This window comes from Candidatus Eisenbacteria bacterium (assembly GCA_016930695.1).
GTDB lineage: Bacteria > Orphanbacterota > Orphanbacteria > Orphanbacterales > Orphanbacteraceae > JAFGGD01.
In genome coordinates this window covers 140,123-154,682 of the sequence record JAFGGD010000026.1, presented here as the reverse complement: position 1 = coordinate 154,682, position 14,560 = coordinate 140,123, and the positions used below count along the sequence as shown (strand labels likewise).

General features: G+C 66.3%; 13 protein-coding genes. 5 read left to right on the top strand and 8 right to left on the bottom strand.

Features of this window, described 5'->3' with window-relative positions; genetic code table 11:
• Window positions 1–13: 13 nt before the first annotated feature.
• On the bottom strand, window positions 14–598 hold the full coding sequence (locus JW958_04755; GenBank protein ID MBN1825556.1) for a NifB/NifX family molybdenum-iron cluster-binding protein: 585 nt from the start codon (window positions 596–598) through the stop codon (window positions 14–16).
• A complete protein-coding gene (locus JW958_04750; GenBank protein MBN1825555.1) occupies window positions 595–1,059 on the bottom strand; it encodes a DUF134 domain-containing protein in 465 nt (154 codons plus the stop codon). Before JW958_04750 ends, JW958_04755 begins: the two co-directional genes overlap by 4 nt.
• A 231-nt stretch (window positions 1,060–1,290) precedes the next feature.
• Between JW958_04750 and JW958_04745 the strand changes: the two genes are divergently transcribed.
• Window positions 1,291–2,637, top strand: a complete 1,347-nt coding sequence (locus JW958_04745) for a hypothetical protein (GenBank protein MBN1825554.1) — start codon at window positions 1,291–1,293, stop codon at window positions 2,635–2,637.
• Window positions 2,638–2,689: 52 nt separating this feature from the next.
• A complete protein-coding gene (locus tag JW958_04740) occupies window positions 2,690–3,874 on the top strand; it encodes a hypothetical protein (GenBank protein MBN1825553.1) in 1,185 nt (394 codons plus the stop codon).
• A 92-nt stretch (window positions 3,875–3,966) separates the two neighbouring features.
• Here JW958_04740 and JW958_04735 read toward each other — a convergent pair whose 3' ends face one another.
• On the bottom strand, window positions 3,967–4,926 hold the full coding sequence (locus tag JW958_04735; GenBank protein ID MBN1825552.1) for a DUF523 and DUF1722 domain-containing protein: 960 nt from the start codon (window positions 4,924–4,926) through the stop codon (window positions 3,967–3,969).
• A 91-nt stretch (window positions 4,927–5,017) separates the two neighbouring features.
• Window positions 5,018–6,529 (bottom strand): deoxyribodipyrimidine photo-lyase, encoded by a 1,512-nt coding sequence (locus tag JW958_04730; protein ID MBN1825551.1) that lies wholly within the window; start codon window positions 6,527–6,529, stop codon window positions 5,018–5,020.
• A 263-nt stretch (window positions 6,530–6,792) separates the two neighbouring features.
• Here JW958_04730 and JW958_04725 point away from each other — a divergent pair, with 263 nt between their 5' ends.
• Entirely contained in the window at window positions 6,793–7,452 is a 660-nt protein-coding gene (locus tag JW958_04725) for an OmpA family protein (protein ID MBN1825550.1), read from the top strand.
• A 100-nt stretch (window positions 7,453–7,552) separates the two neighbouring features.
• Here the strand turns inward: JW958_04725 and JW958_04720 are convergent, their stop codons facing one another.
• Window positions 7,553–8,596, bottom strand: a complete 1,044-nt coding sequence (locus JW958_04720; protein ID MBN1825549.1) for a substrate-binding domain-containing protein — start codon at window positions 8,594–8,596, stop codon at window positions 7,553–7,555.
• Window positions 8,597–8,779: 183 nt separating this feature from the next.
• Between JW958_04720 and JW958_04715 the strand changes: the two genes are divergently transcribed.
• A complete protein-coding gene (locus JW958_04715; protein ID MBN1825548.1) occupies window positions 8,780–10,816 on the top strand; it encodes an OPT/YSL family transporter in 2,037 nt (678 codons plus the stop codon).
• Window positions 10,817–10,935: 119 nt separating this feature from the next.
• Window positions 10,936–12,516, top strand: a complete 1,581-nt coding sequence (locus JW958_04710) for a glycosyltransferase family 39 protein (protein ID MBN1825547.1) — start codon at window positions 10,936–10,938, stop codon at window positions 12,514–12,516.
• Here the strand turns inward: JW958_04710 and JW958_04705 are convergent.
• From JW958_04705 to JW958_04695, 3 genes are all read right to left on the bottom strand, one after another.
• Window positions 12,513–13,517: a hypothetical protein gene (locus JW958_04705; GenBank protein ID MBN1825546.1), complete on the bottom strand. Its 1,005-nt coding sequence runs from the start codon at window positions 13,515–13,517 to the stop codon at window positions 12,513–12,515. The genes JW958_04710 and JW958_04705 overlap by 4 nt on opposite strands.
• 194 nt (window positions 13,518–13,711) lie before the next feature.
• Window positions 13,712–14,293 carry a hypothetical protein gene (locus tag JW958_04700; GenBank protein ID MBN1825545.1) on the bottom strand — a complete coding sequence of 194 codons (582 nt, stop codon included), beginning with the start codon at window positions 14,291–14,293 and terminating at the stop codon, window positions 13,712–13,714.
• A gap of 14 nt (window positions 14,294–14,307) precedes the next feature.
• Window positions 14,308–14,526, bottom strand: a complete 219-nt coding sequence (locus JW958_04695) for a hypothetical protein (GenBank protein ID MBN1825544.1) — start codon at window positions 14,524–14,526, stop codon at window positions 14,308–14,310.
• Window positions 14,527–14,560 lie beyond the last annotated feature (34 nt).

The following is a 14,560-nucleotide window of genomic DNA, read 5'->3' as shown; positions in this document are numbered from 1 at the left end:
TCCCTCCGATGAATCAGCGCCCGCCGCCGCCACCACCACCACGGCCACCACCGCCGCCACCACCACCGCCGCCGCCACGACCGCCGCCGCCGCCACGGCCGCCCCCCATACCGCCACCACCGCCTCGACCACCGCCCATGCCACCGCCACCACCCATGCCGCCACCACGACCACTCCCCATTCCGCTCCCGCCGCCGCCGCCCATGCCGCCGCCACGACCGCCGCCCATCGCGCCCGGTTTCCCCCCGAACCCCGCCTCCCCCACGTCATCGAGACGTTCGAGCGTCCCGCCGCGGAAAGCGTCCAGATTCTCCCGGACCGTGCCGGCACGCGCGCGGAAAAGGTCCAACCCGGTCTCCTGAAGAACACGTGAGGCGTTCGGGCCGAGTCGTCCGGTCACGACCGCGCCCACCCCCGAGTCCGCGACGATCTGGGCGGAACGGATTCCGGCCCCTCCCGGCGCGTCCACCGAAGGATTCACCAATGCCTCCACCTCGCCGCTTTCGACGTCCACATAAAGAAAATAGGGGGCCCGCCCGAAAACGGGGCTGACCTCGGCGTCCAATCCGTCGCCCATCGCCGTGATTGCGATTTTCATCGACTTTCCTCCTCGTCCGGCCGGGCTTTGTCGTCCCCGCCGGGATGTTTCTCGTCCATAGATTGCTCGCTTTCTCCGTCCGCCCTCATGCCCCGCCCGTGTCCGTCTCTGGGACCGCAACGGCAACCCCGCCCCGTCCGTCTCACCCCTCCATGCACCGGGCATGGATGGGGTCCCGCGGGGGAGCGGTCCACGACTCCGCCGCGTATCTCGAGGGCTTTTCCTTCAAGAAGCGCTTCCGCCACGGCGCGCCGCGCGGCCGCGAGAATCCGCGAAAATGTGGTGCGCGAAACGTCCATTCTCTCCGCCGCGGCTTCTTGGTAAAGACCCTCGCCGTCGGCCAGGCGGATCGCCTCCAGCCCGTCGAGGGTGAGGTAGACGGTTTCGAGCCCGGTGCGGGGAACGCCGACCGGCTTGAAAGCGCGCCGGTCGATTCCGTGAGAGATGATTTTTCTTCGCATCGGTCGTGGCATTCCGGTCACCTCGTATTGAACATATGTCCATTTCGTCTTCCTGTCAACCCCGGAAACGCATCCCCCGCGACCCGGCGCGCGCGGCGGAGGACAAACAGGCAAATCGTGTAAAAATGCTGGATTCCGGGGTCGGTTTTTGTTCTTATGGTGCCGTCCCCCAGGGGTTTTCCGCCCGGCGCCCTGAATCCCGGGAACCGGGCCTACGAAAAGGAGGTCCGGATGAAACGTTTCACCCTCCTCCCGGTTCTTCTCCTCGCCGCCCACGTCGCCTTCGCTGCGGGGGGCGGTCCTTCCGGCGAAGAAGCCTACAACACCAAGAGTTACGACGATTACGAGAAGCCGGCCGCTTGCCGCAGCTGTCACACCGATCTCTTCCGGCAGTGGGAGCAGTCGATGATGGCCCAGGCATTCACCCATCACTGGGACGAGATCGAGTATTTCGGCCTGGCGGTGGAGCACGCCAAGAGGGACCCGATCGCGGCGAAGGCGGAACCGGGGTGCAACGGCTGTCACACGCCGATCGCCTATCTGGCGGGGGACACCCCTCCGCCGCGCCCGGAGAAGAACAGCCGCGCCAACGAATCGGTGAGCTGCGACGTCTGCCACACGGTGAGCGGCTACGCCGGCGACACCCCTTTTAACTTCAATTGGATTTCGACGCCGGGGCGCACCAAGTACGGCCCCAAACCGGGGCGCGTCTCCCCCCATCACGACACGGAGTACAACCCCTTCCTCCGGCAGGCGGAGTTCTGCGGGACCTGTCACAACGAGATGAGCCCCTACGGCGCGTGGGTGAAGGCGACCCAGATCGAGTGGGCCGCCGGTCCTTACGGCGCCGACGGGGTTCCCTGCCAGCGCTGTCACGAGCCGCGCGCCTGGGGGAAGAGCGCCTCCATGGTCGAGGCGGACTCGGTGGCGCAACACCTCTTCCACGGCGCTCACGACCCCGGAAAGGTGGCCGGCGCCGTGGAACTCCGGATGCACCCCGAAGAACGCGAGGTCCCCTACGACGGGATCGCTGTCGTGAAGGTGCAGCTCTTCAACGGGAAGGCGGGCCACAAGATCCCGACCGGCTCGGTGGAGGACCGCATCGTATGGCTCCACGTGACCGCCGAAGACGAGGAAGGACGGACGTGGCACCTTCCCGTGGATCCGAAAGGTTTCAGCGGAGAGGAGTACACGATCGCCGCCGACGTGCTCGCCTATCAGGACATGGCTGTTCCGCTGGACGATCCGGACTTCCCCGGCGTGCAGCGCGACGGCGTTCCGTTCGGCGACCGGATCTTCCGGATGCCCTACTTCGATCCCCAAGGCCGGATGACCATCATGCAGTGGAACACGAAGAGCTTCGGCGTCGACTACCGGATCGGCCCGCGGGAAACCAAGATCGAGACCTTCACCTGGGAAATTCCCGAGGACCTCTCCCCCGGCCGGGTGACATTCCACGCGGAGTTGAACTTTCAAAAACTGGTGAAGCCGGTGGCGGACCTGTTGAATGTTCCGGCCGACGAGAGCGCGGTCGTTCCGATCAATCACGCCGAGACGTGGATCGAAGTGTACGACTGAACCGCGCGGCGCGGTGAGGCGCGCGCGGCGCGGAGAGGGAGGTACGGAAAGAATGAATCGATCGAAGATTGTGTGGTGCGCGGCACTGGCGGCGACGGTTCTCGCCGCCGTCCTCCCCGAAGAAGCAGGCGCGATCCCCGCGTTCGCGCGGCGGCACAAGCTCTCCTGCTCCACCTGCCACGTTCCCTTCCCCAAGCTGAAGCCGTACGGCGACGAATTCGCCGGCAACGGATTCATGATCCCCGAGGAGGAGAAGGAGCGCGACTATATCACCGCGGGCGACGACCTTCTCTGGCTGAACAAAGACTTCCCCGTCGCGATCCGCTTCGACGCCTACGGCGTGTACGAGGACGCGTTAGAAGATGGCGACGTGGAGTACGACCTGCAGTCCCCCTGGGGAATCAAGCTGATGTCCGGCGGGGCGCTCTACCGGAACATCGGATACTACTTCTACTTCTACATGTCCGAGCGGGGGGAGGTGGCGGGCATCGAGGACGCCTACGTCCACTTCAACGACGTCTTCGGCGTCCCCCTCGACGTGCTGGTCGGCCAGTTCCAGACCTCGGATCCTCTGATGAAGCGCGAGCTGCGGCTCACCTTCGAAGATTACCAGATCTACAAGACCCGGATCGGCGACTCGATGAACAATCTCGCCTACGACCGGGGGGTGATGCTTCTCTACGGCATCGAGCGGACCGGCACCGACCTGGTCGGCATGGTGGTGAACGGTAACGGCAAGCCGGAGGCGGACGAGAACCTGAAGTTCGACAACGACAAATTCAAGAACTACGGCTTCCGTCTCGCCCAGGGGATCGGCGAGTACGCCTCCGTGGGCGGCTTTATTTACTACGGCAAGGAACGGACCGTGGGCGGCGAGGAGAACGAGATCACCTATTGGGGCCCGGACGCGAACGGGGGATACGGGCCGGTGGGAGCGACCGTCCAGTACCTCCTCCGGAAAGACACCAATCCCACTTTCATCGATTCCCCGGAAGACGTGGAGACCGAGGGAATCGTGGTGGAGGTGGTCGTCTCGCCCCAAGAGGACCGCTCCCGTTTCTTCTTCACCGGGCTCTACAACCGGATCGATTCGGATCTGGACGATTACGATTACGAGACCGCCACGGCGGGCGTCACCTATCTCTTTGCGCGCAATCTGCGCTTCCTCGCGGAGTACACCCGGGACCTGGAGCGGGAGACGGACCGGGGGGTGATCGGCATGGTCACCGGCTTCTAGGCCGGCCCGCCCGCTTGGGCGACGGCGAAAAAGAGGAATCCCCGGGGGCGGCGCCTCCGGGGATTCTCTTTAGGGGCGAACGGCGGGCGCGGTCAGATCGTGCTCCGGAGCGCCAGCTCCCGCGGGTAGGGCCGCAGATAGACCTGCGCCTCCACCCACTCGTGGCCGAGCCGCCTCAGGTGGTGCCGGAGGAGCGAGAGAGGCGTGATCAGGGGGACCCATCCCCGCCCGTACTCGCCGATCAGGTCGTGCAGTTCGGCTTTCGATTCCCGGTCGAGCCCCTTCTTGAGGAAACCGGCGAAGTGCTCGAGCACGTTCACGTGTTTCCCCGGCGATGCGATCTTCCGCAGCCCGGTCATCATCTCCGCCTCGTATCGGTCCAGCAGATCCTCCATCGGGTCCGCGCCCGCCCGGGCGGTGAGACGCCCCATCTCGGTCATCGCCTTCGGGCTGTGGGCGAGAACGAGCATCTTGTGGGCGGTGTGAAAGTCCACCAGATCCCGCGGCCGGACCGTCCCTTCCCGGAGCCGGAGCCATCGGTCGTATGTGAAAAGACGGACGATGAAGTTCTCCCGGATTCGCGGGTCGTTGAGGCGCCCCTCATCCTCGATCGGCAGCAGGGGGAAGCGGTCCATGAGCCGCCCGCCCCAAAAACCGCGGGCGTCCTTGGTCGGCACGCCGTTCGTATCGTAAATACGCACCCGCTCGAATCCGCAGGTGGGGGAGGTGCTCTTCAGCACGAAACCGCGGAGCCGGAGCGGCGCGAGCCCCTCCGCCCTCTCTTCCGTGAAACGGTTCATTTTTTCGGTACGGTCTTTTCCGGTCCGGCTCCCCACGAGACGGGGGCCCGAGTCGCTCCGGACCAGGCGGATCGATTCGCGCGGGACGCCGAGGCCGATCTCCACCTCCGGGCAGACCGGCACGAAACGGAACCACTCGGCGAGCACGTCGGTGAGGAAACGGCTCCTCTTGTGGCCGCCGTCGAAACGGACCGGATCGCCGAGAAGGCAGCGACTCACCCCGATGGGGATCTTTTTGCGATGATCGTTCACCAATCCCTCCTCCCCTCGCCCCGGATGATCTCGCGGAGCATCTTCTCCCGATAATCGAATACGCGCGGATAAATCAAGCGCGCCCCGTCCCTCATCGCCGGTTCCGCTTCTTCACGCCCTTCATCGCGGCGAGGGCGAGAAGCGCTTCCTCGCGGGCGCGGGCATGGTCGACCATCGGCGGCGGATAATCGCGACCCGCTTGGAGGCCGGTCGCGGCCGGCGCTTCCGCGGGCGCTTCGCCGGCGCGGTGGATCGACTTCGCGGGAAGTCCGGCCAGCTCCGGGACATGGCGTTTCACGTACGCCCCTTCGGGATCGTACCGCTCCCCCTGGGCGACCGGGTTAAAAACACGGAAATACGGGGCCGCGTCCGCCCCGCAACCGGCGACCCACTGCCAGCCGAGCGTGTTGTTCGCCAGATCCGCGTCGACCAACGTATCCCAGAACCAGCGCGCCCCCTCGAGCCAGTGGAGACGCAGATCCTTTACAAGAAAACTGCCCGCGATCATGCGGACACGGTTGTGCATCCATCCGGTCGCCCGCAGTTGGCGCATTCCGGCGTCGACGATCGGGTATCCGGTCCTTCCTTCCCGCCACGCTTCGAGGTCCTTCCGGCTCCGCCGCCATGGGAATCGCCGGAACTCCTCCCGGAGGGGGTGCTCGACCGTGCTCGGATAGTGGTGGAGCAGGTGGGCGGCGAACTCGCGCCATGCGAGCTGGCGGAGCCAGGCGAGGGCGGAGGCGCGCGTCTTCTCGCTCCGGAGGCGCGACGCCCGGCGGCGCGCTTCGCTCCACGCCCGCGACGGCGCGATCTCTCCCCAACAGAGGTGCGGCGAGAGCCGTGAGGTTCCCTCCCGGTCGGGGCGGTTCCTCTCGGCGTCGTAGCCGCCGATCCCTTCGCGGAGAAAACGATCGAGCCGGGCGACGGCGCCCTCTTCTCCCGGCGTCCACGCTTCCCGGAGCCCCGCCGCCCAATCGACGCGCGGGAGGAGGCCGAGGTCCGCAAGAGGAAGAGAGCGTGGTTTTTTCTCGGAAGCGATCATGCGATTCGGAGCATCCGGACCGGCGCCGCGCTCCGGCAGGGAGAGAAGGCGGTTCCAGAATGGGGTGAAGACCCGGTAGGGCCCGCCCGAGCCGGATCGAACATCCTCCGGCTCGAAGAGGAGCGCGCCGGGAAAGCCCTCGGCAAGGATCCCCGCGGCGGTGAGAGAGCGGGCGATGCTCCGGTCGCGCTTCGCCGGCCCCGGATCGTAGAGACGGTTCCAATAGACCGCGCCGGCGCCGGTTTCGCCGGCGAGATCGAGGAGCGCCTCGCGGGAAGGACCGCGCCGGAGGACGAGGGGCGCGCCGAGGGAACGGAGGGAGCGGCCGAGCGATTCGAGGGAGTGGTGGAGCCACCAGCGGGAGGCCTCGCCCGGCGCCCACTTCCCCTCTTCCTCGGGCGCCCAGATGAAGACGGGCAGGACCGTACCGCCCCGCGCCGCGGCGGCTGCGAGCGCCCGGTTGTCGCGAACCCGCAGATCCCTCCGGAACCATACGATGGAAGGAGAATTCTCCAAGCCGGCCCCTTCTTTGTCGGGTCGATCCGCTCTCTTCCCGTTCATTTTAGGCTCTGCCGTCTCCCTGCGCAAGAAATGGCGAGTCTGCACCGGAAAACAGGGATACCATATGCGGGAGGCGTCATTACGTATCCACTTGTCGGTGCCGAACACCTATTCACCCACTTCGTTCGCGAAAAGAGAATCCGGTACCGGAGGGGAATCTCCCCTCCGAAAAAAACCCGAAAACGTTCCCCCCGAATTCCCTTCCCATGCGTAGAAAACCGCATTATCTTCAATCCACGAACACTCAGCGGGAGGGAGCGGATATGAGCAAGCGGATCTTTGTCTTCGGACTGGTCGGGGCGCTTCTGCTGGCCGTGGCGTGCACGCAGACTCAGAAGGGGGCGATCATCGGCGGGACCACCGGCGGGCTGCTCGGCACCGCGATCGGCCACCGGACCGGGAACACCGCCGCGGGCGCGATCATCGGCGCGGCGGTCGGCGGCGCCGCGGGCGCCTTCATCGGCGATTACATGGACGACCAGGCGGAGGAGATGGAGCGGGACCTCGAAGGCGCTCGGGTCGAACGCGTCGGCGAGGGGATCAAAATCACCTTCGATTCGGGCATCCTTTTTGACGTGAACAAATCGGACCTGCGTCCGGTGGCCCAAGAAAACATCACCAGCCTGGGCGCCATTCTCGCCAAGTACCCGGACACCGACATCCTGATCGAGGGGCACACCGATTCGGACGGCTCGGAGGAGCACAACCAGACCCTGTCCGAGAGGCGCGCCAATTCGGTCAAGGCGTACCTTCTGCAGAACGGCGTGAAGAGCGCCCGGATGACCACCATCGGTTACGGCGAGACCCAACCGGTCGCCTCCAACGAGACGTCCGAAGGGAAACAGCAGAACCGCCGCGTCGAGGTGGCGATCATGGCGAACGAGAAACTGAAAGAGACGGCCCGCAAGAAGGCCGACGAATAGAGGAAACCGCCGGCGCTCGAGCGATTCGACGGAATGGAAAAGGGGGCCCTCGATCGGGGCTCCCTTTCTTTTTGTGAGCGCGCGCCCTCCGGCGCCCCGATCAACGGCCCCCCGGCGAAGCGCTCCTCTCCCAAGCCTCTCCCAGGATCCTTTCTCTCACGGTCGCCGCCCCTCCCAGATCGGCCAGCGTGACCGCGCCCTCGACGGGAGGAAGGGCGGGGAACCGGGCGTTCACGGCGTCGTCCGCGGCGCGGAAGCCCCCGGCGGCCAGGATCGACTGCGCCTCTTCGCCCCACAGGAAACCGAGAAAGCCATCCACTAGCGAGCGCTGCGGAGCGGCGACGTTCTTGTCGATGGCGATCACCACCGCCTCGGCGACGACGGTCGGGACGGGGCGGACCACCGCGTCCGAACCGAGGCGGTTCGAGAGGGCGATCGCCTCGGATTCATAGGTGATCAGCGCGTCCCCCTCGCCGCGTAGAAAGATCGCCCGCGCCTCGCGCGCGCTCGGGGCGACGGCGGCGGTGTTCCTTCGGACGCCGCGAAAGAGGTCGACCGCCTCCTCCCCAGCCCCATTCGCGGCCGTCCAAACGGAGAGGAGCCCCCACTCCCCGGCGCCGGAGGTGAGCGGATCGGGCTGCACGAGGGCGAGCCCCGGACGGGCGAGATCCGCGAATCCGGCGATACCCGACGGGTTGCCGGGGCGCACCAGAATCACCATCGGCGAGCGGCCGAGCACGCCTCCCCGGGGCTGCCGGCGCCAGGTCGGCCCGGCGACCACACCCCTTTCCGCCAGGCGGAACGCGTCCATCTCGGAGGAGAGGATCGCCACCTCGGCGGGAAAACGCTCCACGATCCTGTCCGAGATCGTTCCCGAACCGGCGAAGGTGGTGATGAACTCCACACGTTCTCCGGTTCTCTCCAGCCAGAACGCGCGGAACGCGGGAAGGACCCCTTCCTCCATCACGTCCTGCATGCCGCTAAAACAGTAGAGGGTAAGCGTGCGGGGGAGTCCGTTCCGGCCGGAACGCGCGCCGAACCAGACCACGCCGGCGAGGACGATCAGAAGCGCCGCCGCGAGCGCCGCGCGCCACCGGCTCCGCGAAAACCAACCGATTCCCCTGCTGCGGGGAGCGCCGTTCATGAGTCCCTCCTCTCCGGGCTCGGGCCGGGATCGGCCCGATCGATCCACAGGCCTATTTTCCCCTTTCCGGGCGGACGGTCCAACCGGAATCGGCGGCGGTCCCGGTGATTGCCACCGGCGGAGCGCCGCGTTATGCTCGTGTCTCGCGCACCCGTACACACGCACCCGAGAAAGGAACCGGTCATGGCCTCATCCCAGACACATCGACCGTCGCCGGAGGAGCTGGAACGACAGTGGTTCCGTGATCACTACCGGGGCGACATGCCCCAGCTCACATGGCGGGCGGTCATTATGGGCGGTTGCCTCGGCGCCGTCCTCTCCCTCACCAACCTGTACATCGGCCTGAAAACCGGTTGGGGATTCGGCGTGGCGATCACCGCCTGCGTGCTCAGCTTCGCGATCTGGAAGACCTTCCGCAAGCTGGGGATCGTGAAATCGGACATGTCGGTGCTCGAGAACAACGCCATGCAGTCCACCGCGTCGTCGGCGGGTTACTCCACCGGCGGCACGCTCGTCTCGGCGATCGCCGCCTACCTTCTGGTGACGGGGGAGCACATTCCCTACGGCTGGTTGACGGCGTGGATCTTCTTCCTCGCCGTGCTCGGCGTCACCCTCGCCATCCCGATGAAGCGGCAGATGATCAACGTCGAGCGCCTCCGCTTCCCCTCGGGGATCGCGGCCGCCATGACCCTTCGCAGCCTCCACAGCGACATCGACCACAAGCCGGCGCTGGAGGGTCCCCTGTTGGAGTCCGCGGAGGAGACCCCCGCCGAAAAGGAGGGGGCCCCCAAGAAATCGGCGGAAGAAGCGGCGCTCGAGGAACTCGCGGACGTGGAGGGGACGGTGACGAGCGCCGAGGAGGGGGAAAAGAGCGCGCGCTCCCTTTTCATCGCCGGCGGGATCGGCGCGACGGTCGCCTTCCTCCGCGAGGGCTTCGAGATGTTCCGGGAGATCGGCGTGATGACCCGGGAGTTCGTTCTGATCCGCTACGCCTACCCGATCTTCGGCGAGCGCGCCTTCCAGTACACCGTCGGCATGGAGGGAAGCCTCCTGCTGGTGGCGGGCGGCGCACTGATGGGAATCCGCGTGGCGACGAGCGTCATGATCGGCTCCGTTCTCTGCTGGGCCGTTCTCGTTCCCTGGATGCACAACCTGGGGGTCATCGAGGCGCTGAACTATCGCACCATGGTCTCCTGGTCCCTCTGGGGGGGCGCTTCCTGCATGGTGACCAGCGGGCTTCTGGCCTTCGCCTTCCAGTGGCGCGCCGTCGGCCGCGCCCTCAGCGGCATCACCGCCATCTTCAAGCCCCGGTCGAGCCGCAAAGCGCTCACCGAGGAAGAGGAGGCGATGGAGAAGATCGAGGTTCCCTCCTCCTGGTTCGCCGGCGGAGGGCTCGTCGGCGGGATCGGCGTCGTCATCGTCGCCTACCTCGTTTTCGGCATGCCGGTCTGGATGGGGATCCTGGCGATCGTTCTCTCCTTCTTCCTCGCCCTCGTCGCCTGCCGGGTCGCCGGCGAGACGGACACGACTCCCGTGGGCGCCATGGGGAAAGTGACGCAGCTGATGTACGGCGCCATCACCCCCAAATCGCTCCGCATCAACGCGCCGCAGCAGACGATGAACATCAACCTGATGGCGGCCTGCATCACCGCCGGCGTGGCGGACAGCGCCTCGGACCTGCTGATCGACCTGAAGAGCGGCTACGTGCTCGGCGCCAACCCGAGGAAACAGTTCCTCGCGCAGTTCGCCGGGATCTTCATCGGCACGGCGGTAACGGTCCCCGTGTTCTACCTGCTCGTGCCGCAGGCCTCCGCTCTCGGCACGGACCAGTGGCCCGCGCCGGCCGCCATGGTCTGGTCCTCGGTGGCGCGCCTTCTCTCCCAGGGACTCGGGGCGCTCCACCCGACCGCCCAGGCGGCGCTCGTCATCGGCGGCCTCCTCGGGATCCTGCTCGTGGTGCTCACCCGGCTCGTCCCCTCGAAACACCATATGTGGATCCCCTCGCCGATGGGGCTCGGCCTCGCCTTCACCTTCCATTTTTACTACGGGTTCTCGATGTTCCTCGGCGGCGTGGTCGCTTACATCGTGAAGAAAAAATGGCCGAAGCGGGACGCGCTCTACACCTTCCCGGTCGCCTCGGGGGTGATCGCCGGCGAGAGCCTGATGGGGATCTTCCTGATCCTTCTGCCGATCCTGATCGCACTCATCCGCGGCGGTTGATCGGCGCCCGCGATCCGCGCGAACGACGCGCCCCGGGGGGAACCCGCCTCCGGGGCGCTTTCTTTCTCTCCCCACCCTCCCCGCTTGAGGGGCGCGCTCCTCTGCGATAGGATCGTCCGATGATGAAACGATTGCGCGCGCTCTGGAACAAAAGACCGCTCCTCGTGATCCTCGCCGCCGCCGCCCTCTTCCGGCTCGCGGCGGCGATTTTCTCCGCCGGCTACGCCATGTCGGACGACCATTTCCAGGTGATCGAGATCGCCCAGCGTTGGGTGGACCGCACGCCCGGCGGAAACTGGTTCGATCTGGGCGAACCGATGAATCGCAACCTCGTCTATCCGGGCCTTCACTATCTTCTCTTTCGCGGCCTCGAGGCGGCCCGGATCGACGATCCCCAAGCGAAGATGTTGGTGGTCCGGCTGCTGCACGCCGCCTGGTCCATGCTCGCTATGCTTTATGGATATAGGATCGCGTTACGGATCGCCGGGCCCGCCGTCGCCCGCCGCGCCGGAATCCTCCTCGCTCTCTTCTGGCTGATGCCCTTCATGTCCGTGCGCAACCTGATCGAATTCGCGTGCGTTCCGGCGCTCCTCGTCGGATTCGACCGCCTACTCACCGGCCGGGAAGAGCGCCCCCTGCGAAACGGAATCGCGGCGGGCCTGTGGTTCGGCCTCGCCTTCACGATCCGTTATCAGACGGCGCTCATCGCCGGGCCGGTGGGGCTCGTTCTCGCTCTGCGCCGCGAGGGGCGCCTCTTTCTCGGCTACGCCGCCGGCGCGATCGGCGCGGTCGGAATCACGACCGGTCTGATCGATCACATCGCCTGGGGATACCCCTTCGCTTCGCTTCACATGTACATCGCGTACAACCTCGCGCACCGGCACGACTACATCGTCGGTCCCTGGTACCGGTACATCCTCCTCGTGCTCGCCGCGCTGATTCCGCCGGTGAGCGCGCTCCTCGTCGCCGGTTTTCTCCGGATGTGGCGGCGTTCTTCGCTCCTCTTCTGGCCGGTCTTCCTCTTCCTTTTCTTCCACTCCTTATTCCCGAGCAAGCAGGAGCGCTTCATCCTCCCGGCGCTCCCCTTCCTCCTCCTGCTCGGCGCCGCCGGTTGGGACGCCATCGAAGAGCGGTTCGGCCTTCGCGGGCGGCTCCACCCGCTCCGCACAAGCCTCACCGCGTGGTTTTGGACGCTCAACCTGGCCCTTCTCCTGACGCTCACCTTCACTTTCTCCAAGAAGAGCGCCGTGGAGCCGATGGTGACGATCGCGAGAAAAGGGGACCTGGCCGGCCTGATTTGGGAGTCCGATCGGGACGCGCCGCCGCTCGCGGCGCGCTTCTATCTCGACGACTTTCGCCACCCGCTATACAACTATCCGGTCGGAAAAAGCGAGGAGAAGCTCCGGGAGGAGATCGACGCGAACCGGGACCGTTTCCCCTTCCCCAATTACATCGTCTTCCACGGCGGGGATCGAATCGACGAGCGGGTGGAGCGTTTCGGTCGCGCCTTCGGAAAGCGGCTGGCGCTGGAGAAAAAGGTCACGCCGAGCCTGGCGGATCGAATCATTCACCGAATGAATCCGCGGCGGAATCCGAACCGGATCGCCCGGGTCTACCGAATCGAGGAGAGGGAGAACCGCCCGTGGGAGGCCGGAGGCGGCGCGGAGGGATTCGGTAAAACCGCCCGCGGCGCCTCTTAACGGCGGGGGCGCACGGCCCCTTCCACGGCGCCGGAGCTCCGGTCCCTTTCCGCCCGGTCGCGGTTCGGCAGCGGCTCCCCCACCGCGGGCAGGGTGAAGACGACGCGCCCGGCGCTCCCCTCCGCCTTCTCGAACCAGAGGTCGCCGCCGTAGTGGGTGATCACGTCACGACAGACGGAGAGCCCCCATCCCTCCTCCCCCCTCTCCTCCATGGACACGACGTCCGGCCGGTATTCCCCTTCCGCCGAAGCGCCCCACCCTTCATTCCCGATCACCACCCGGACCCACGGACGCGACTCTCCGCCGCGCTCCCACAGCATGCGCCCCACGACGATCCTCACCTCTCCGCCTCCCGAAAAGACGCGCCGGACCCTCGTGAGCAGATACCGGAGCACGGCCTCCAATCGCTTGGCGTCTGCGCGCGCCCGGGGCACGTTCGACTCGATCTCCACCCGAAGGGCCGCCCCGTCCCCCCCCTCCTTGTCCAGATCCTTCTCCACGATCCCGCGAACGAACCGGCCCATGTCGATCGTCTCGTCCCGCCACTCCAAGTCTTCGCCCCCCAGCCGGGTGATCTCGAAAATCTCGTCGATAATCCGGTTCAGCCGCTCCCCTTCCGTTCGGATCATTTCCAGGCAATGCCGGCTCTTCGGCGGCGGCTCGTCTCCGTTAAGGAGATACTCCGATGAGGAGAGGATCGACGTGAGCGGCGTTCGAAGCTCGTGGGAGACGGAGGTGAGAAAGTCGTTCCTCAGCCGGCGAAGCTCTTCCAGCCTCGCGCGGACGAGGAGAAGGTCTTCCTTCTTTTTTCTGTAAAGAAGCCTCCATGCGTGATTGTGCCGCCGCAGCCTCCGCTCGGTCCGCCGGGTTTCCTCCAGCTCGTTTCGCAGCCGCTCGGCCTCTCCCGTGGGCGGCCTCTCGTCCCTCTCCGTGTCGCGCCCCCGCTTCTCCTCGAGCCGGGCTCCGCTCTCGCTCCTCGAAAGGTTCGCGTCAGGTCCCACCGGTCCGTTCTCCTTTAGGAGCGCCGTGGCGCTCCGGTGTCCCCCGCGTCCCCCATTCCCGCTCCCTCGGTGTCCGTATGGTTTCGTCCGCCCCGTCGCCCTTCCCCCCCGGAGGGGGCGGGCGCGGGGCGCTACGCAGGCGTGTCGCACCGCCGGGTCCGCGCCCTCGCTCTCCCGCCCCCGATTTTCAGGCGTCAACCGCGAATCGCGCCCGGCGCGACGAGTGCTCGGTCCTCGTCTTCGAAAAACCGCCGCAGAATCTCTCTCTTTCGGAAAGGAACGTGGACGGTGATCGCCCCCAACCGATAGAAGAGGGCGCGCTCTAAACACGCCTCCCCGAGCGATCGAACGGATTCCCGATAGCATCCGCTGATCAGCCGGGGAACGACCCCTTGCCCGCCGTGGTTCTCCGCTTCGAGCAGATCCAGAAGTGCCGCGCGCACCCAGCTGTCGAGGCGCTCGATCCTGTCCAAGAAGACCGTCTCTTCCGGATCCGCGCGGGAAGAGAAGAGAATGGCCGGTCCTTCTCTGTTGAGATCCCGCCATCCGATTTCCCGAAGCGACGAGGAGAGCCGGGCGCGGAAAAAACCGCGCGCCGCCGCCACGTCTCCGGTGATGAGTACGTTCGCGCGGCAATCGAGGGAGCGACGGAGGTTCCGGACCGACGCTTCGAGTGCATCGTCCCTGAATCCTCCGAGGGGTAAGGAGCGGACGTGTCCGCTCCCCCCCCAAGACCACCTACCGGTTGCAAAGCACCTTGTCGTCTTCGACGGCATGTCCTTCTCCTTGCTTAGGGGTGCGGATCGTCCGGATCGTCCGGAAGCGGCCAGGGGTTGGGAGGGCTATGCAGGGTGTCCGCCGAGTCGGCATAGGCGTGAATCACCCCGATAGCAGGCCCCCCCCCAACTTGCCCTGGCGTCTCCAAACGGATCTGCGGAAGAAAGAGGAAGAGAAAGGCGAAAAGCGCGATCAACATCGTCGTTGCGGAAAATCGGGCGCGGCTCTTCATGATCGACAACCTCCTGTTTTGTCCGCGGTTCTTC

Bases quoted from the DNA above. Each gene is read 5' to 3' on its own strand.
- JW958_04710 (MBN1825547.1), top strand. From the start codon at position 10,936: ATGATGAAACGATTGCGCGCGCTCTGGAACAAAAGACCGCTCCTCGTG.
- JW958_04700 (MBN1825545.1), bottom strand. From the start codon at position 14,293: ATGCCGTCGAAGACGACAAGGTGCTTTGCAACCGGTAGGTGGTCTTGG.
- JW958_04695 (MBN1825544.1), bottom strand. From the start codon at position 14,526: ATGAAGAGCCGCGCCCGATTTTCCGCAACGACGATGTTGATCGCGCTT.
- JW958_04750 (MBN1825555.1), bottom strand. From the start codon at position 1,059: ATGCGAAGAAAAATCATCTCTCACGGAATCGACCGGCGCGCTTTCAAG.
- JW958_04745 (MBN1825554.1), top strand. From the start codon at position 1,291: ATGAAACGTTTCACCCTCCTCCCGGTTCTTCTCCTCGCCGCCCACGTC.
- JW958_04725 (MBN1825550.1), top strand. From the start codon at position 6,793: ATGAGCAAGCGGATCTTTGTCTTCGGACTGGTCGGGGCGCTTCTGCTG.
- JW958_04715 (MBN1825548.1), top strand. From the start codon at position 8,780: ATGGCCTCATCCCAGACACATCGACCGTCGCCGGAGGAGCTGGAACGA.
- JW958_04730 (MBN1825551.1), bottom strand. From the start codon at position 6,529: ATGAACGGGAAGAGAGCGGATCGACCCGACAAAGAAGGGGCCGGCTTG.
- JW958_04755 (MBN1825556.1), bottom strand. From the start codon at position 598: ATGAAAATCGCAATCACGGCGATGGGCGACGGATTGGACGCCGAGGTC.
- JW958_04720 (MBN1825549.1), bottom strand. From the start codon at position 8,596: ATGAACGGCGCTCCCCGCAGCAGGGGAATCGGTTGGTTTTCGCGGAGC.
- JW958_04740 (MBN1825553.1), top strand. From the start codon at position 2,690: ATGAATCGATCGAAGATTGTGTGGTGCGCGGCACTGGCGGCGACGGTT.